Raw genomic sequence first — 18,301 nt, 5'->3', positions numbered from 1 at the left:
GCTTTAAGGTGCTGATTTATCTGCGGACAGATAAGGTCAAAACCTGTTTTTTATGCTCAGAAATTGGAAATCATTTCCAACATCCAGGTACAGGGCGCAGCCCCACTCGTTGGATAAACGTTATTGAGTTATGAATTCTTGTGGGCGTTTATCGCAAATACCATAACCGTAGAAAAGTTGGCAGGCAAACGGCAAACCACACCACGAGTGCGCAAAGCGTTAATTAAGGCTCTGCCGCCCTACCCTTGCCAGCGACAATTACACTGAAAATAAGGCATTCCAAAAGCGGAATATACTGCTGCCCGGTTATTTGCATTGTGATCGTTTTGTTATTAAAACTCTGTGGCATCGAATGCCCGGTCGGCTGAATAATGACCATGCGCAGCGGATTGTTATTGATGGTTGACAGCCCTGGGTTTGATCGGGTATCAATAAAGCCACTTTACAATTTATGGGGTCTGATTCAATGATTCGTTCCACCCGCCTACTCGGTCTACTACTAAACGCATCCTCATTGCGCGGTAGACTTGTGGGCGGAATCAATCACTGATTCAGGCTTGCAAAACTAAGAAACCCGCGCCAATGCGCGGGTTTTTTTATGCTCGCGGCAACCGGCGACGTAAACACGACAAGGAACAACCCAATGAGCCAACAAGTCATTATTTTCGATACCACTCTGCGCGATGGCGAGCAGGCATTACAGGCCAGCCTGAGTGTGAAAGAAAAGCTGCAAATTGCCCTGGCACTGGAACGTATGGGCGTCGACGTCATGGAGGTCGGCTTCCCGGTCTCCTCCCCGGGTGATTTTGAATCGGTGCAGACCATCGCCCGCCAGATTAAGAACAGCCGGGTTTGCGGTCTGGCACGCTGTGTGGAAAAAGATATCGACGCAGCCTACGAAGCGCTGCGCGTGGCGGAGGCCTACCGCATCCACACTTTCCTGGCGACCTCGCCGATGCACATCGCCACCAAACTGCGCAGTACCCTGCCAGAAGTGATTGAGCGTGCGGTGAAGATGGTGAAGCGCGCCCGTAACTACACCGACGATGTGGAGTTCTCCTGCGAAGACGGCGGCCGAACGCCAATCGATGACCTGTGCCGCGTGGTAGAAGCCGCGATTAATGCCGGTGCTACCACCATCAACATCCCGGATACCGTCGGTTACACCCTGCCTTACGAATACGCCAACATCTTTAGCGCCCTGCGCGAACGCGTACCCAATATCGATAAAGCGATCCTGTCCGTCCATACCCATGATGACCTGGGCATGGCGGTCGGCAACGCGCTGGCCGCGGTAAATGCCGGTGCGCGCCAGGTTGAAGGCGCCATGAACGGCCTGGGCGAGCGTGCCGGTAACTGCGCGCTGGAAGAGGTGATCATGGCGATTAAAACCCGCAGCCAGCTGATGAATGTGCACACGCGCATTAATCATCAGGAGATTTACCGTACCTGCCAGACCGTCAGCAAAATCTGCAATATGCCTATCCCGGCACATAAAGCGATTATCGGTTCCAACGCATTCGCCCACTCCTCCGGTATCCACCAGGATGGCGTGCTGAAGAACCGCGAAAACTATGAAATCCTGACCCCGGAATCTATCGGTCTGAAACAGGTACAGCTGAACCTGACTTCGCGCTCCGGCCGCGCTGCCGTGAAGCACCGCATGGAAGAGATGGGCTACACCGAAGCCGAGTACAACATGGATACGCTGTACGAGGCCTTCAAAGCGCTGGCCGACAAGAAAGGCCAGGTCTTCGATTACGACCTGGAAGCGCTGGCGTTTATCAACAAGCAGTCTGAAGAGCCGGAATACTTCAAGCTGGACACCTTCAACGTGCAGTCCGGTTCTACCGTAATTGCTACCGCCACCGTGCAGCTGGGCTGCGGTGATGAGCAGAAAACCGAAGCCGCTACCGGTAACGGTCCGGTTGATGCGGTCTATCAGGCGATCAATCGCATCACCGATTTCGATGCTGAGCTGATCAACTATCAGCTGACCGCCAAAGGCCACGGTAAAGATGCGCTGGGCCAGGTAGATATCGTGGTGCAGTACAACGAGCGTAAATTCCACGGCGTCGGTCTGGCGACCGATATCGTTGAGTCTTCAGCAAAAGCCATGGTTAACGCACTGAATAACATCTGGCGCGCACGCCAGGTCGAGCAGGAATTGCAGCGTAAGTCGCAGATGAAAGATCAGAAGGAAGCCGTATAAATGTCCAGCAGCTACCATATTGCAGTATTACCCGGTGATGGCATCGGCCCGGAAGTGATGGCTCAGGCCAGCAAAGTGCTGGACGCAGTACGCGAGCGCTTCAACATGCGCATCTCCACCAGCGAATATGACGTCGGCGGCATCGCTATTGACCGCCACGGTGAGCCGTTACCGCAGGCAACGATTAAAGGCTGTGAGCAGGCGGATGCGATTCTGTTCGGCTCGGTCGGTGGCCCAAAATGGGAACACCTTCCGCCTGCAGAACAGCCGGAGCGCGGCGCACTGCTGCCGCTGCGTAAGCACTTCCAGCTGTTCAGCAACCTGCGCCCGGCCAGCCTGTATCAGGGGCTGGAAGATTTCTGCCCGCTGCGCCGCGACATTGCCGACCAGGGTTTCGACATTCTGGTGGTGCGTGAACTGACCGGCGGCATCTATTTTGGCCAGCCGAAGGGGCGTGAAGGCAGCGGAATGCATGAGCGCGCTTTCGACACCGAGGTTTATCACCGTTTCGAAATTGAACGCATTGCGCGTATCGCTTTTGAGTCAGCGCGCAAACGCCGCAACAAGGTAACCTCGATCGATAAAGCTAACGTGCTGCAGTCCTCTATTTTGTGGCGTCAGATTGTTAACGAAGTGGCGCAGGACTACCCGGACGTTGAGCTGAGCCATATGTATATCGACAACGCCACCATGCAGCTGATCAAGGCGCCGTCGCAGTTTGACGTGATGCTGTGCTCAAATCTGTTTGGCGACATCCTGTCGGACGAATGCGCAATGATCACCGGCTCGATGGGCATGCTGCCCTCCGCCAGCCTGAATGAGAAAGGCTTTGGTCTGTTCGAACCGGCGGGCGGTTCCGCGCCGGATATCGCCGGGAAAAATATCGCTAACCCGGTGGCGCAGATCCTGTCACTGGCCCTGCTGCTGCGCTACAGCCTGAATGCGGCAAACGCCGCCGACGCTATTGAGCACGCCATTAACCGCGCGCTGGAAGAGGGTTATCGCACCGGCGACCTGGCCGGTAACGGTAAAGCGATCGGCACCGATGAAATGGGCAGCGTGATTGCCCGGTTTATTCGCGAAGCATAATGATGAAAACACTGTACGAGAAGCTGTTTGATGCGCACGTCGTGCACGAAGCACCTAATGAAACACCGCTGATCTATATTGACCGTCACCTCGTCCATGAGGTGACCTCAGCGCAGGCATTTGACGGCCTGCGCGCGCACGGCCGCCCGGTGCGCCAGCCGTCAAAAACCTTTGCCACCATGGATCATAACGTCTCCACCCAGTCGCGGGACATCAACGCCAGCGGCGAGATGGCGCGTATCCAGATGTCGATGCTGATGAAAAACTGTGCGGCGTTCGGCGTGCAGCTGTTTGACCTGAACCATCAGTTTCAGGGCATCGTACACGTGATGGGGCCGGAGCAGGGCCTGTCGCTGCCGGGCATGACTATCGTTTGTGGTGATTCCCATACCTCCACCCACGGCGCGTTAGGCGCGCTGGCGTTTGGTATCGGCACCTCCGAGGTCGAGCACGTGCTGGCCACGCAGACGCTGAAACAGTCGCGGGCGAAAACCATGAAGGTGGAAGTGTGCGGCAAAACGGCGGCGGGCATTACCGCGAAAGATATCGCGCTGGCGATTATCGGTAAAACCGGCAGCGGCGGCGGCAACGGTCACGTGGTCGAATTCTGCGGCGAAGCGGTGGAAGCCCTGAGCATGGAAGGCCGCATGACCCTGTGCAACATGGCGATTGAGCTGGGCGCGAAGGCCGGGCTGATTGCGCCTGATGACACCACCTTTGACTACGTTAAGGGCCGTCGCTTTGCCCCGAAAGAGGCTGAGTGGCAGCAGGCGGTAGATTACTGGCGCACGCTAAAATCCGATGATGGCGTGCAGTTCGACAAAGTAGTGACGCTGGATGCCGCCGATATTGCGCCGCAGGTGACCTGGGGCACCAATCCCGGCCAGGTGATCGCCGTCAGCGATCTTATCCCGGACCCGGCGTCGTTCAGCGACCCGGTGGAACGCGCCTCTGCGGAAAAAGCGCTGGCCTATATGGATCTCAAACCCGGTATTCGCCTGACCGATGTGCGCATCGACAAAGTGTTTATCGGCTCCTGTACCAATTCACGCATTGAAGATCTGCGCGCGGCGGCGGCGGTGGTAAAAGGCCATAAGATCGCTGTTGGCGTGCAGGGGTATGTGGTGCCCGGTTCCGGCCCGGTGAAAGCTCAGGCGGAAGCGGAAGGTCTGGATAAGATCTTTACTGATGCGGGTTTTGAATGGCGCCTGCCAGGCTGCTCAATGTGCCTGGCCATGAACAACGACCGCCTCAGCCCGGGTGAACGCTGCGCTTCCACCAGCAACCGTAACTTTGAAGGTCGCCAGGGGCGCGGCGGACGCACTCATCTGGTCAGCCCGGCGATGGCAGCCGCAGCAGCCGTAGCCGGCCATTTTGCCGACATTCGTGAGCTGGCGTAAGGAATTATTATGGCGAAAAAATTTACCCAACACAGCGGTATCGTGGTGCCGCTGGATGCAGCCAACGTCGACACCGATGCGATTATCCCCAAGCAGTTTTTGCAGATGGTGACGCGCACCGGTTTTGGCCGCAACCTGTTTTATGACTGGCGCTACAGCGACGCTGAGGGGCAAATCCCTAACCCGGACTTTATCCTTAACCAGCCGGCGTTCAGCGGTGCCAGCATTATGCTGACCCGTGAAAACTTCGGCTGCGGCTCCTCGCGTGAACATGCACCGTGGGCGCTGACCGATTATGGCATCCAGGCGATTATTGGCTCCGGCTTTGCCGATATCTTTGCTAATAACTCGTTCAATAATCAGCTGCTGCTGGTGACGCTGAGTGAAGCAGAAGTGGATGAGATGTTCCGGATGGTCGCCGCTGAGCCGGGCATGCGTTTTACCGTTGATCTGGTCAATCAGCAGGTGCTGGTCGGGGATAAAGCCTGGCCGTTTGAGATCGACAGCTTCCGCCGCCACTGCCTGATCAACGGTCTGGACTCCATTGGCCTGACGTTGCAGCACGATGCCGATATCAGCGCCTGGGAACAGAAACAACCCGCGTTTTTGCGTTGATGCGGCGGCGGGCTGACCGAAAAAGAGGGTCAGCCGCTACAAATACGGTAGGGGTCGACCTTTTTTCCCGGTCGCCCCCTATCAATCACTCCGCTCTTTTCTCCCGCACCCGCCACGACAGCGCAAACGACACTATCGCCAGCAGGAACGCCAGCCAGTAAACCGCGTCATGCCCGAAGGTCTCCGCCAGCGCTCCCTGCAGCACCCCCGCCAGAATGACCCCGGTCGAAATACTGTTGGTAAACAGCGTGGTGGCCGCGCCGGGGCGGCCAGGCATCAAATCCTGGAACCAGATCATGCCAATCCCGGCAATAATGCCGATAAACACCGCGTTAAACAGCTGCAGTATCATCAGCGCCGTACGGCTGTGAAACAGCACCAGCCCGAGATAAAACAGCACGCCGCAGCCGATCGCCAATAGCATCATGGTGCGTTTACCAAAGCGTTTCACATAGTGCCCGGCCAGCAGCATTACCGGGATCTCCAGCCCGGCCGCGGTGCCCATCAGCAGCCCGGCCAGTTTATCCGGCAGCCCCAGCACGCCGCTGATATACAGCGGCATATCAATGATATACATGGTATTGCAGGTCCACATGATCACCGAGGCGATAAACAGCATGCGCACGTCCGCACTTTTCCAGGCGCTAATCTCGGTGACAGGAACTGCCCCACTGCTCTGCGTACGCGGCACCGACGGCAGGGTAAACCACACCAGCGCCACGCAGGCCACGAACAGCGCTGCGGCAACGATAAACATGGTGGTAAAACCGTAATTCAGGGCAATAGCAAACGACAGCGGCGGGCCAATCACCCACGCCAGCGACAGCTGGGCACGCATCACCGAGCTGAACATCACCGCCTCACGCGCCGAGCTGTCGGCATATTCCCGCGCCAGGGCAAATATCTGCGGCATCGCCACGCTGGCAATCGCCGACAGCAGCACCCCGGCGGTGATCAGCGTCAGATAGTGGCGGTTGAAGGCAAACAGCAGCGCGTTCGCCACCGCCATCACGCAGCAGAACAGGATCAGCATGCGCCGGTCGCCGCGATTGTCGGAGCGCTTCGCCAGCAGCAGGCTGACCACAATCCCCGCCACCGCATTCACCGTATAAAACAGCCCGACCCAGAACGGCCGCACTGCGACTTCACGGCTGAGGAACAGGCTCAGCGTCGGTGCCTGGAGCGCCCCGGCGACGCCGACCATAAATGAGACAGCCATAAAAGCCAGGTACACCGGATGAATACGGCGATTGCGAAGGAGCGATTTCATTACGGGTGCCTCGACCTGCAAAAATGGAGAGAGTGCTAAACCAATAGCTTAGAAGAGAAAGCATGAAAAAAGCCAGCGGCGTAGACGCCAGCTGGCCGGTGAAAAGCACCATACTCAGAATGACCCCAGCGGGGTCTGGATGATCAAGTGCCATTCCGAAGAATGCCTCCCACTCTTTCATCTGCCAGCATTATCACCGTAATATAGGGCAGCAAAAACAGACGGCTTTTAACACAGGGTTCCCCTTTTATGTCTTCACCGCGTTTGCAGCAGCAGTTTATCCGGCTCTGGCAGTGCTGCGAGGGTCAGTCACAGGAAACCACGCTGAGCGATCTGGCGGTCCAGCTCAGCTGTTCACGCCGCCATATGCGCAACCTGCTGAACGCCATGCAGGATCAGGGCTGGCTGGAGTGGCAGGCGGAAGCCGGGCGCGGTAAGCGCTCACGCCTGACCTTCCGCTACACCGGGCTGGCCCTGCAGCAGCAGCGGGCGGAGGACCTGCTGGAGCAGGACCGCATCGATCAGCTGGTGCAGCTGGTCGGCGACAAAAACCGCGTGCGCCAGATGCTGCTGTCGCACCTCGGGCGCAGCTTCCGCCAGGGGAAACATATCCTGCGCGTGCTCTACTACCGCCCGCTGCTCAATCTGCTGCCCGGCACGCCGCTGCGCCGCTCCGAAACCCACCTCGCCCGCCAGATCTTTAACGGGCTGGCGCGGATAAATGAGGAAAACGGGGAAATCGAGCCGGACATTGCCCACCACTGGCAGCAGATCGCCCCGCTGCACTGGCGCTTCTTTCTGCGCCCGGCGATTCATTTCCACCACGGCCGCGAGCTGGAGATGGACGATGTCATCGCCACCCTGGAGCGCCTGAAACAGCAGCAGCTGTTCAGCCACTTCGCGCAGATTGAAAGCCATACGCCCTGGACGCTGGATATCCATCTCAGCCACCCTGATGCCTGGCTACCCTGGCTGCTGGGCAGCGTCAGCGCGATGATCCTGCCAAAGGAGTGGCCGCACATGCGCAACTTTGCCCGCCAGCCGGTGGGCACCGGAGCCTACGCGGTCGAGCGCAACCAGCACAGCCAGCTGCGCATCTCGGCGTTTGACGACTACTTTGGCTACCGGGCGCTGATTGACGAGGTCAACATCTGGGTGCTGCCTGAGATCAGCGACGAGCTGGTCTACTCCGGCGTGAAGCTGCAAAGCGAAAATACCGATGAGAAATCAGAGGAGAGCCGCCTTGAGGAGGGCTGCTACTTCCTGATGTTTGACCAGCGCTCCGCACACGGCCGCAACGAGCAGCTGCGCCGCTGGATCAGCACCATCTTCAACCCGATCGCGCTGCTTAACCACAGCGGCATCGCCTATCAGCGCTACTGGTTCCCGGCCTACGGCCTGCTGCCGCGCTGGCACCACCGGCGCGATATGGCGATTGCCGGGAAGCCGCCGGGGCTGACTTCGCTGACCATCACCTGGTATAGCGACCACATTGAGCACCAGGGCATCGCCAACGCGCTCGGGCCAATCCTGGCCGCGCACGGCGTCGAGCTCATCACTCAGGAGATCGACTATGAGAGCTGGTATCGCGGCGAAGCCGAAAGCGATATCTGGCTCGGCAGCGCCAACTTTACCCTGCCGCTGGAGTTCTCGCTGTTTGCCCTGCTGTATGAGATCCCGCTGATGCACCACTGCGTGCCGATCGACTGGGAAAGCGATGCGGAGCAGTGGCGCCAGCAGAAGCTGCCGCTCGCCGACTGGAGCAAGCAGCTGATTGAGAGCAACTTCCTGCATCCGCTGTTCCACCACTGGCTGCTGCTGCACGGGCAGCGCAGTATGCGCGGCGTACGCATGAACACCCTCGGCTGGTTTGACTTCAAGTCTGCCTGGTTCGCGCCGCCGGAATCATGACGCTTTCGTAACTAAGATGAAGCATTTAGAATATGAACCTTTCCAGTAGGCGTTATTGTCGCAGGCAGTTTGGACACGGACAGCGCGGAAAAACCGGAGCGTACACGCAGTACGTGAGGATTTTGAGCACTGCCCAGGTTCAAAATGGCAAGTAAAATAGCCTAATGGGATAGGTTCTAAGCCGCGATTAGCGGCCCACCCCACTCAAGGAACGCCACGTGTTGAAAAGAATACTGCCTCTGCTGGTGCTGTTTTCCCTGCCTGCCTTCGCGGCGAAAGAGACCCTGACGGTTTACACCTATGACTCTTTCTCCGCCGACTGGGGCCCCGGCCCGGCGATAAAAAAAGCGTTCGAAGCGCAGTGCAACTGCGAGCTGAAATACGTGGCGCTGGAGGATGGCGTATCGCTGCTCAACCGGCTGCGCATGGAAGGCAAAAACAGCAAGGCCGACGTGGTGCTGGGGCTGGATAACAACCTGCTGGATGCCGCCGAAAAGACCGGGCTGTTTGCCCCGGCCACTGTCGACACCCACGGCAGCACGGTGCCGGGCGGCTGGCACAACAGCACCTTCGTGCCGTTCGATTACGGCTGGTTCGCCTTCGTTTATGATAAAACCAAACTGCAAAATCCGCCAAAAAGCCTGAAAGAGCTGGTGGAGAGCGACCGACCGCTGAAGATCATTTACCAGGATCCGCGCACCAGCACGCCGGGACTCGGCCTGCTGCTGTGGATGCAGAAAGTGTTCGGCGCTGACAGCCCGCAGGCGTGGCAGAAGCTGGCGAAGAAAACCGTCACCGTCACCAAAGGCTGGAGCGAAGCCTATGGCCTGTTTCTGAAAGGGGAGAGCGATATGGTGCTGAGTTACACCACCTCCCCGGCTTATCACCTGATTGCCGAGAAGAAAGACCAGTACGCCGCCGCTAACTTCAGCGAAGGCCACTATCTACAGGTAGAGGTGGCCGGGCAGCTGAAGGCCAGCAAGCAGCCTGAACTGGCACAGCAGTTTATGCAGTTCATTCTGACGCCTGCCTTCCAGGACACTATCGCCACCGGCAACTGGATGTACCCGGCGATCAAAACCACCCTGCCTGCCGGTTTCGACACCCTGACCGTGCCCGCCACCTCTTTGCAGTACAGCGCCGGGGACGTAGCGAGCCAGCGCAGCAGCTGGATTAGTGCATGGCAACGCGCCGTCAGCCAGTAATCCCCGGCTGGCTGCTGCCCGGCGCGATTGCCGCACTGCTGCTGATCGGCGTGGCGCTGCTGGCGTTTTTTGCCCTGTGGCAGAATGCACCCGCAACCGACTGGCGCGCACTCTGGCATGACAGCTATCTGTGGCACGTGCTGCGCTTCTCCTTCGGCCAGGCGCTGCTGTCGGCGCTGCTGTCGGTGTTACCGGCGATTCTGCTGGCGCGGGCGCTGTATCGCCGCCGCTTTCCCGGGCGCGCCACCCTGCTGCGGCTGTGCGCCATGACGATGGTGCTGCCGGTGCTGGTCGCCGTGTTTGGCATTCTCAGCGTCTATGGCCGCAGCGGCTGGCTGGCGCAGCTCTGCGCCCTGCTCGGCATCCACTATTCGTTCACGCCTTACGGCCTGCAGGGCATCCTGCTGGCGCACGTCTTCTTTAATCTGCCGCTGGCCACGCGCCTGCTGTTGCAGGCCTTGCAGCAGATCCCCGGCGAACAGCGCCAGCTTGCTGCCCAGCTGGGCCTGGGCGGCTGGGCGCATTTTTGCCTTGTCGAATGGCCGTGGCTGCGGCGGCAGATCCTGCCGGCAGGCGCGCTGATCTTTATGCTCTGTTTCGCCAGCTTCGCGACGGTGCTGTCGCTTGGCGGCGGACCGCAGGCCACCACCATCGAGCTGGCGATTTTTCAGGCGCTGAGCTTTGACTACGACCCGGGCCGCGCCGCTCTGCTGGCGCTATTGCAGATGGTCTGCTGCCTGGGGCTGGTCGTGCTGAGCCAGCGTCTGAGCAAGGCGATTCCGGCGGGCAGCGACAGCCTGGGCGGCTGGCGTAATCCGCAGGACAGCTGGCGCGCACGCCTGCTTGACGGCGTGCTGATCGCGCTGGCGCTGCTGCTGATCCTGCCACCGCTGCTGGCGGTGGTCGCTGACGGGCTCAATCAGGGCTTTAGCGGCGTATTGCAGCAGACCGCGCTGTGGCAGGCGACGTTTACCTCGCTGCGCATCGCCCTCGGGGCCGGGCTGTTGAGCGTGCTGCTGACGGTGATGCTGCTGTGGAGCAGCCGCGAACTGCGCCTGCGTCAGCATTGGCTGTGGAGCCAGGCGCTGGAGCTAAGCGGCATGCTGATCCTCGCCATGCCCGGTATTGTCCTGGCGACCGGCTTTTTCCTGCTGCTCAACCAGAGCGTCGGGCTACCGGACTCCGCGGACGGCATCGTTATTTTCACCAATGCGCTGATGGCGGTGCCCTATGCCATGAAGGTGCTGGAAAACCCGCTGCGCGACATCGCCGAGCGCTACAACCGCCTCTGCTTATCGCTGGATATTCGCGGCTGGAACCGCCTGCGGCTGATTGAGCTACGCGCCCTGAAACGCCCGCTGGCGCAGGCGCTGGCCTTTGCCTGCGTACTGTCGATTGGGGATTTCGGCGCGGTGGCGCTGTTTGGCAACGAGCACTTCCGCACGCTGCCGTTCTACCTCTATCAGCAGATAGGTTCGTACCGCAGCAGCGACGGCGCAGTAACGGCCCTGCTGCTGCTGCTGCTCTGCTTCCTGCTGTTCACCGTGATTGAAAAACTGCCGGGGCGCCATGTTAAGCCTGACTAATCTCACCTATCTGTACAACCACCTGCCGATGCGCTTCACCTTCAGCGCGCAGGCGGGCGAGCGGCTGGCGATCCTCGGCCCGAGCGGCGCGGGCAAAAGCACCCTGCTGAGCCTGCTGGCCGGCTTTCTGCCGATCAGCGGCGGCGATCTGCGGCTAAACGGCTGCGATCATCGTGCGACGCCTCCGGCGCAGCGCCCGGTGTCGATGCTGTTTCAGGAGAACAACCTGTTTCCGCACCTGACGGTGGCGCAGAATATTGGCCTTGGCCTGCACCCCGGGCTGAAGCTCAGCCACCAGCACAAGCATGAGTTACAGAACATCGCCCAGCGCGTCGGGCTGACGGATGAGCTACAGCGCCTGCCGCATCAGCTCTCCGGCGGCCAGCGCCAGCGTGCGGCCCTCGCCCGCTGCCTGGTGAGACAACAGCCGATCCTGCTGCTCGACGAGCCGTTCTCCGCCCTCGATCCGGCCCTGCGTAAAGAGATGCTGGCGCTGGTGGATGAGGTCTGTGCCGAGCGCAATATCACGCTGCTGATGGTGTCGCACAGCATTGAAGATGCCGCGACCATCGCACCGCGCAGCCTGCTGATCGTTGACGGAAGGGTTTACTGGGATGGCAGCACCGCGCTGTTGCAGCGCGGTGCCGTGCCGGAGGCGGCGGTACTCGGGGTGACTTTAGAAAAACACCTCCCATAACAGATGGCGGAAAATCGGCATCATCGGGTGGAACTGAATCGCGGTAAAGCTGGCTATCGCCAGCACCGCCACCAGCGGCGCTAACCAGCGCAGGCGCGCAACCGGCAGAAACGGCGTGGCCCAGTCGTTCTGCTTTTTCGCCCGCAGCCAGCGCCAGCACAGCCAGCAGCCGAACCACACCAGCAGCGCCACGCCGAGCAGCAGCCACTTAAACATCCCGCTGCTGGCGTCTTTCGGCACGTCAATCGCCACGCCCGCCAGGATCCCCGGCAGCAGATAGAGCGGCGGCCACAGAATGCAGCCAATCAGGTTCGGCGGAATAAATTTGCGCACCGGCAGCTCCAGCATCCCTGCCACCAGCGGGATCAGCGGCCGCGTAGGCCCGACAAAGCGCCCGACGATAATGGTAAACATGCTGTGCGCGTGCAGCGCATGTTCGGTTTTATCCATCAGCTTCTGGTGTTTTTTGATAAACGACCAGCGGTGCAGCGGCCCTTTAAACTGCCAGCCGATAAAATAGGAGATCCAGTCACCGAGCAGGCAACCTATCGTCCCCACCGCCCACGCAGGATAGAGCCCAATCTGCCCGCTGCCGATCAGCGCGCCAAAGGAAGCCATTAACACCGTTCCCGGCAGCAGCAGCCCGACCAGCGCCAACGATTCAAAGAAAGTCACCAGGCCGATCGCCAGTAGCGACCAGGCCAGTGATTGGGTAATTAAATGTTGCAGCCAGGCTTCCATATCATTCCAAAACGGTAAGAAGAACCCTGGATTCTCCAGAGGCAGCTGGAAAGCGTCAAGGCCTGATTTGTATGGGAACGTATGGCGGCGAGTGAACAACACAATCACTGTATAAATAAACATGCTATCATTGATGAATTATGATGCAGGAGAATTTGGGTGAACGACGCACGTGCAGGATTCCTGTTAAGCCGCCACTGGCGCGATACGCCCGCCGGCAGTGAGGTGGTGCTGTGGCTGGCAACCGACAGCGGGCCACAGCAGGTGGTGTTACCGCCGCAGGAGTCCGTGGCGTTTATCCCCGCAGAGCAGCAGGCGGATGCCGCGGCCTTACTGGCTGGTGAGCGGCACTGGCGCTTTGCCGCGCTTGAGCTGAAGGATTTCCGCCAGCGCCCGGTGGTCGGCCTCTACTGCAAGCAAAACCGTCAGCTGCAGAAGCTGGAAAAGCTGCTGCGCGAAAACGGCATCGCCGTGTATGAGGCCGACGTGCGCCCGCCCGAGCGCTATCTGATGGAGCGCTTTATCACCGCCCCGGTGTGGTTCAGCGGTCAGCCTTCCGGCGATCGCCTGGTCAATACCCGGCTGAAACCCCACCCCGACTATCGCCCACCGCTAAAGTGGGTGTCGCTGGATATCGAGACCACCCGCCACGGCGAGCTTTATTGCATCGGGCTGGAGGGCTGCGGCCAGCGTGATGTCTATATGCTCGGCCCGGAAAACGGCGATGCCAGCCAGCTGAACTTCAACCTTGAGTACGTTGATACCCGCCCGCAGCTGCTGGAAAAACTCAATGCCTGGTTTGCCCGCCATGACCCCGACGTGCTGATTGGCTGGAACGTGGTGCAGTTCGACCTGCGCGTGCTGCAAAAGCACGCCGACCGCTACGGCATTCCTCTTCAGCTTGGGCGCGGACACAACGGCGCGCTTGAGTGGCGCGAGCACGGGTTTAAGCCCGGCGTCTTCTTCGCCCAGGCCAGCGGGCGGCTGATAATAGACGGTATTGAAGCGCTGAAGTCCGCCTTCTGGAACTTTGACTCTTTCAGTCTGGAAGCGGTATCGCGCGAGCTGCTCGGCGAAGGGAAAGCGATCAATAATCCGTGGCAGCGCATGGAGGAGATCAACCAGCGCTTCGCCGAGGACAAGCCCGCGCTGGCGCTTTATAACCTGAAAGACTGCGAGCTGGTAACGCGCATCTTCCAGCACACCGAGCTGATGCCATTCCTGCTGGAGCGCGCCTCCGTCAATGGCCTGGCGGTCGATCGTCACGGCGGATCGGTGGCGGCGTTCAGCCATCTTTACCTGCCGCGCATGCATCGCGCCGGATTTGTCGCGCCAAATATGGGTGAAGTCGCCCCGCAGGCCAGCCCCGGCGGCTACGTGATGGACTCACGCCCCGGCCTGTATGATTCGGTGCTGGTGCTGGATTATAAAAGCCTGTATCCGTCGATTATCCGCACCTTCCTGATTGACCCGGTCGGGCTGGTGGAAGGAATGGCGCACCCTGACGAGGCCGATTCCGTTGGCGGCTACCTGGGCGCCCGCTTTTCGCGCACCACCCACTGCCTGCCGGAGATCGTTAACCAGATCTGGCAGGGGCGCGAAGCGGCGAAAAAACAGGGTAACAAGCCGCTGTCGCAGGCGCTGAAAATTATCATGAACGCCTTTTATGGCGTGCTCGGCACCAGCGCCTGCCGCTTCTTCGACCCGCGGCTGGCCTCGTCAATTACCATGCGCGGCCATGACATCATGCGCCAGACGCGCGAGCTGATTGAGGCCGAAGGCTATGACGTGATTTATGGTGATACCGACTCCACCTTCGTCTGGCTAAAATCGGCGCACGACGAAACCCGCGCCGCTGAAATCGGTCATCAGCTGGTGGAGAAAGTGAACCGCTGGTGGCAACAGCATCTGCAGGCGGAGTACGGCGTCGAGAGTGCGCTGGAGCTGGAGTATGAAACCCACTTCAGCCGCTTTTTAATGCCGACCATTCGCGGCGCCGAACAGGGCAGTAAAAAACGTTATGCGGGCCTGATCCGCAAGGGTGAAAATCAGCGCATGGTATTTAAAGGGCTGGAAACGGTACGTACCGACTGGACGCCGCTGGCGCAGAAGTTCCAGCAGGAGCTGTACCTGAAAATTTTCACCGGCCAGCCCTATCAGGACTACATTCGCGAAACCGTGCGCCAGCTGCTGGATGGCGAGCTGGACGATCAGCTCACCTATAGCAAGCGCCTGCGCCGCCCGCTGGGGGAATATCAGCGCAACGTGCCGCCGCACGTGCGCGCTGCGCGCATCGCCGATGAGCAGAATCAAAAGCTTGGCCGCCCGCTGCTGTATCAGAACGGCGGCAAGATCCGCTATGTGATTGCCACCAGCGGACCGGAACCGCTGGAAGCGCGCATTACGCCGCTGGACTACGATCACTACCTTGAGCGCCAGCTGCAGCCGGTGGCCGATGGCATTCTGCCCTTCATGCATGATGACTTTGCTACACTGGTGACCGGACAAATGGGGCTTTTTTGACAGGTGACGAACGGGCAGCCTTCCAGTACCATAGCGCCCTTCCTGTTTTCACTCAGATTGAATTCACTGCCGGGCCTTATTATCGCCGGGCGGAATGCTAACACCTGAAACACACCAGACGAGAATCGAGCCGAATATTTATGCCTTTTACACTTGGTCAACGCTGGATAAGCGATACGGAAAGCGAACTGGGATTGGGAACTGTGGTTGCCGTCGATACACGCATGGTCACCCTGCTCTTTCCTGCTACGGGCGAAAACCGTCTCTACGCCAGAAATGATTCTCCGATCACCCGCGTGGTGTTCAACCCGGGCGACACCATTACCAGTCACGAAGGCTGGGAGATGGAAGTTACCGAAGTCAACACGGTCAACGGCGTCGTCAGCTACGTCGGCACCCGCCTTGATACTGAGGAAAGCGATGTGGTGCTGCGCGAGGTAATGCTCGACAGCAAGCTGGTGTTCGGTAAACCTCAGGACCGCCTGTTTGCCGGCCAGCTGGACCGCATGGACCGCTTCGCGCTGCGCTTTCGCGCGCGTAAATATCAGAGTGAGCAATATCGCCTTGCCACCAGCGGCCTGCGCGGCATGCGCACCAGCCTGATCCCGCACCAGTTGCATATCGCGCACGATGTTGGCCGCCGCCACGCGCCGCGCGTGCTGCTGGCCGATGAAGTAGGCCTGGGTAAAACCATCGAAGCCGGGATGATCATCCACCAGCAGCTGCTGGCCGGTCGTGCCGAGCGTATTCTGATCGTGGTACCGGAAACGCTGCAGCATCAGTGGCTGGTGGAAATGCTGCGCCGCTTTAACCTGCGCTTTGCGCTGTTCGACGATGACCGCTACGCTCAGGCGCAGCTCGACAGCGATAACCCATTTGAAACCGAGCAGATGATTATCTGTTCGCTCGACTTTGTGCGCCGCAACAAACAGCGCCTGGAAAAACTGGCCGATGCCGAATGGGACCTGATGGTGGTGGATGAAGCTCATCACCTGGTGTGGTCCGAAGAGGCACCAAGCCGCGAATATCAGGTGATCGAACAGCTCGCCGAGCAGATCCCCGGCATCCTGCTGCTGACCGCCACCCCGGAACAGCTGGGAATGGAGAGCCACTTCGCCCGCCTGCGCCTGCTGGACCCGAATCGCTTCCACGACTTTGCGCAATTTGTGGAAGAGCAGAAGCACTTCCGCCCGATTGCCGACGCGGTCTCTCTGCTGCTGGCCGATAAAACCATCGGCAACGATGAGCTGAACCTGCTGAATGACCTGATGGGCGAGCAGGATATCGAACCGCTGCTGCAAACCGCCAACAGCGATCGCGAAGGCAAGCTGGAAGCGCGCCAGGAGCTGATTAGCATGCTGATGGACCGTCACGGCACCAGCCGCGTGCTGTTCCGCAACACGCGTAACGGCGTCAAAGGCTTCCCGAAACGCGAACTGCATCAGATCCGTCTGCCGCTGCCGACGCAGTATCAGACGGCAATCAAAGTCTCCGGCATTATGGGCGCGCGTAAGTCAGCCGACGAACGCGCCCGCGACATGCTCTACCCGGAGCAGATTTATCAGGAATTTGAAGGCGACAGCGGCACCTGGTGGAACTTCGACCCGCGCGTTGAGTGGCTGATGGGCTTCCTCACCAGCAACCGCGATAAAAAAGTGCTGGTGATCTGCGCTAAAGCCGCCACAGCACTGCAGCTGGAGCAGGTCCTGCGCGAGCGCGAAGGTATTCGTGCCGCCGTATTCCATGAAGGGCTGTCAATTATTGAACGCGATCGCGCGGCGGCCTGGTTCGCCTCGGAAGAGGATGGCGCGCAGGTGCTGCTCTGTTCTGAAATCGGCTCTGAAGGGCGAAACTTCCAGTTCGCCAGCCAGATGGTGATGTTCGACCTGCCGTTTAACCCGGACCTGCTGGAGCAGCGTATTGGCCGTCTCGACCGTATCGGTCAGGCGCACGATATTCAGATCCACGTGCCTTATCTGGAAAGAACCGCACAGTCGGTGCTGGTGCAGTGGTATCACGAAGGGCTGGATGCATTCGAGCACACCTGCCCGACCGGCCGTACCGTGTATGACAGCGCCTACAGCCAGCTGATTGAGTATCTCGCCGCGCCGGAGAACCCGGAAGGGCTGGATGAGTTTATCCGCCAGTGCCGCAAGCAGCACGACGGCCTGAAAGCCCAGCTGGAACAGGGCCGTGACCGTCTGCTGGAGCTGAACTCCAACGGCGGCGAAAAAGCCCAGGCGCTGGCTAACCTGATCTCCGAGCAGGATAACGATATTGAGCTGGTCAACTTTGCCCTCAACCTGTTCGATATCGTCGGTATTAATCAGGAAGATCGCAGCGATAACCTGATCATCCTGACGCCGGGCGACCATATGCTGGTGCCGGACTTCCCGGGTCTGCCGGAAGATGGCTGCACCATCACCTTTGACCGCAACCAGGCGCTGTCGCGTGAAGATGCGCAGTACGTCAGCTGGGAGCACCCGATCATCCGTAACGGGCTGGATCTGATCCTCTCCGGCGACACCGGTAGCTGCGCGCTGTCGCTGCTGAAGAACAAAGCCCTGCCGGTCGGCACGCTGCTGCTGGAGCTGATCTACGTGGTGGAAGCTCAGGCGCCGAAGCACCTGCAGCTGACCCGCTTCCTGCCGCCAACGCCTATCCGCATGCTGGTAGACCGCAAAGGCACCAACCTGGCGGCCAAAGTGGAGTTTGAAAGCTTCAACCGCCAGCTGAATGCGGTTAACCGCCACACCGGCAGCAAGCTGGTCAATGCGGTGCAACAGGACGTACATGAGATCATTAAGCTGTCAGAAGAGCCGGCCGCGCTGGAAGCGCGTAAAGTGATTGATGCAGCACGCGTGGAAGCTAATGAAAAGCTGAGCGCCGAGCTGTCACGCCTGCAGGCGCTGAGCGCGGTCAATCCTAACATCCGTCAGGATGAGATTGACGCGCTGGAAAGCAACCGCGAGCAGGTGCTGGCCAATCTTGATGAAGCAGGCTGGCGTCTTGATGCGCTGCGTCTGATTGTTGTGACGCACCAGTAAATGAT

The 18,301-nt window shown here is 59.5% G+C and carries 13 protein-coding genes; 11 read left to right on the top strand and 2 right to left on the bottom strand.

The window, feature by feature from the left end:
- Positions 1–451: 451 nt before the first annotated feature.
- The 5 genes from leuL (at position 452) to leuD (ending at position 5,316) form a co-directional block, all read left to right on the top strand.
- Positions 452–550: a leu operon leader peptide gene (gene leuL, locus J2Y91_RS23060; protein WP_208864893.1), complete on the top strand. Its 99-nt coding sequence runs from the start codon at positions 452–454 to the stop codon at positions 548–550.
- A 93-nt stretch (positions 551–643) separates the two neighbouring features.
- On the top strand, positions 644–2,212 hold the full coding sequence (leuA, locus tag J2Y91_RS11975) for a 2-isopropylmalate synthase (protein WP_048914827.1): 1,569 nt from the start codon (positions 644–646) through the stop codon (positions 2,210–2,212).
- Entirely contained in the window at positions 2,213–3,301 is a 1,089-nt protein-coding gene (gene leuB / locus J2Y91_RS11970) for a 3-isopropylmalate dehydrogenase (RefSeq protein ID WP_048914826.1), read from the top strand.
- A gap of 2 nt (positions 3,302–3,303) precedes the next feature.
- Positions 3,304–4,701 carry a 3-isopropylmalate dehydratase large subunit gene (gene leuC / locus J2Y91_RS11965; RefSeq protein ID WP_253539511.1) on the top strand — a complete coding sequence of 466 codons (1,398 nt, stop codon included), beginning with the start codon at positions 3,304–3,306 and terminating at the stop codon, positions 4,699–4,701.
- Positions 4,702–4,710: 9 nt separating this feature from the next.
- Complete coding sequence (gene leuD, locus J2Y91_RS11960; RefSeq protein WP_048914824.1) at positions 4,711–5,316, top strand: 3-isopropylmalate dehydratase small subunit; 606 nt, start codon at positions 4,711–4,713, stop codon at positions 5,314–5,316.
- 85 nt (positions 5,317–5,401) lie between these two features.
- Here leuD and J2Y91_RS11955 read toward each other — a convergent pair whose 3' ends face one another.
- Positions 5,402–6,586, bottom strand: coding sequence for an MFS transporter (locus J2Y91_RS11955; protein WP_253538430.1), 1,185 nt, complete (start codon positions 6,584–6,586; stop codon positions 5,402–5,404).
- A 249-nt stretch (positions 6,587–6,835) separates the two neighbouring features.
- Between J2Y91_RS11955 and sgrR the strand changes: the two genes are divergently transcribed.
- The 4 genes from sgrR (at position 6,836) to thiQ (ending at position 11,985) form a co-directional block, all read left to right on the top strand.
- Positions 6,836–8,497: an HTH-type transcriptional regulator SgrR gene (sgrR, locus tag J2Y91_RS11950; RefSeq protein WP_133624541.1), complete on the top strand. Its 1,662-nt coding sequence runs from the start codon at positions 6,836–6,838 to the stop codon at positions 8,495–8,497.
- A 218-nt stretch (positions 8,498–8,715) separates the two neighbouring features.
- Positions 8,716–9,702, top strand: a complete 987-nt coding sequence (thiB, locus tag J2Y91_RS11945) for a thiamine ABC transporter substrate binding subunit (RefSeq protein ID WP_099753880.1) — start codon at positions 8,716–8,718, stop codon at positions 9,700–9,702.
- Entirely contained in the window at positions 9,678–11,288 is a 1,611-nt protein-coding gene (thiP, locus tag J2Y91_RS11940) for a thiamine/thiamine pyrophosphate ABC transporter permease ThiP (protein ID WP_133624543.1), read from the top strand. Before thiB ends, thiP begins: the two co-directional genes overlap by 25 nt.
- A complete protein-coding gene (gene thiQ, locus J2Y91_RS11935; protein ID WP_133624545.1) occupies positions 11,272–11,985 on the top strand; it encodes a thiamine ABC transporter ATP-binding protein ThiQ in 714 nt (237 codons plus the stop codon). Before thiP ends, thiQ begins: the two co-directional genes overlap by 17 nt.
- Here thiQ and J2Y91_RS11930 read toward each other — a convergent pair.
- On the bottom strand, positions 11,965–12,726 hold the full coding sequence (locus J2Y91_RS11930; RefSeq protein ID WP_133624547.1) for a DedA family protein: 762 nt from the start codon (positions 12,724–12,726) through the stop codon (positions 11,965–11,967). The genes thiQ and J2Y91_RS11930 overlap by 21 nt on opposite strands.
- Positions 12,727–12,885: 159 nt before the next feature.
- Between J2Y91_RS11930 and polB the strand changes: the two genes are divergently transcribed.
- Together polB and rapA are read left to right on the top strand one after the other, a co-directional pair.
- Complete coding sequence (gene polB, locus J2Y91_RS11925) at positions 12,886–15,249, top strand: DNA polymerase II (protein WP_133624549.1); 2,364 nt, start codon at positions 12,886–12,888, stop codon at positions 15,247–15,249.
- 140 nt (positions 15,250–15,389) lie between these two features.
- A complete protein-coding gene (gene rapA / locus J2Y91_RS11920) occupies positions 15,390–18,296 on the top strand; it encodes an RNA polymerase-associated protein RapA (RefSeq protein ID WP_048914816.1) in 2,907 nt (968 codons plus the stop codon).
- The last annotated feature ends 5 nt before the right edge of the window (positions 18,297–18,301 follow it).

The sequence above is a fragment of the Erwinia aphidicola genome, assembly GCF_024169515.1.
GTDB classification, from domain to species: Bacteria; Pseudomonadota; Gammaproteobacteria; order Enterobacterales; family Enterobacteriaceae; genus Erwinia; species Erwinia aphidicola.
Note: the sequence above shows the minus strand (reverse complement) of the source record. Positions and strands in the feature narration are given on the sequence as shown.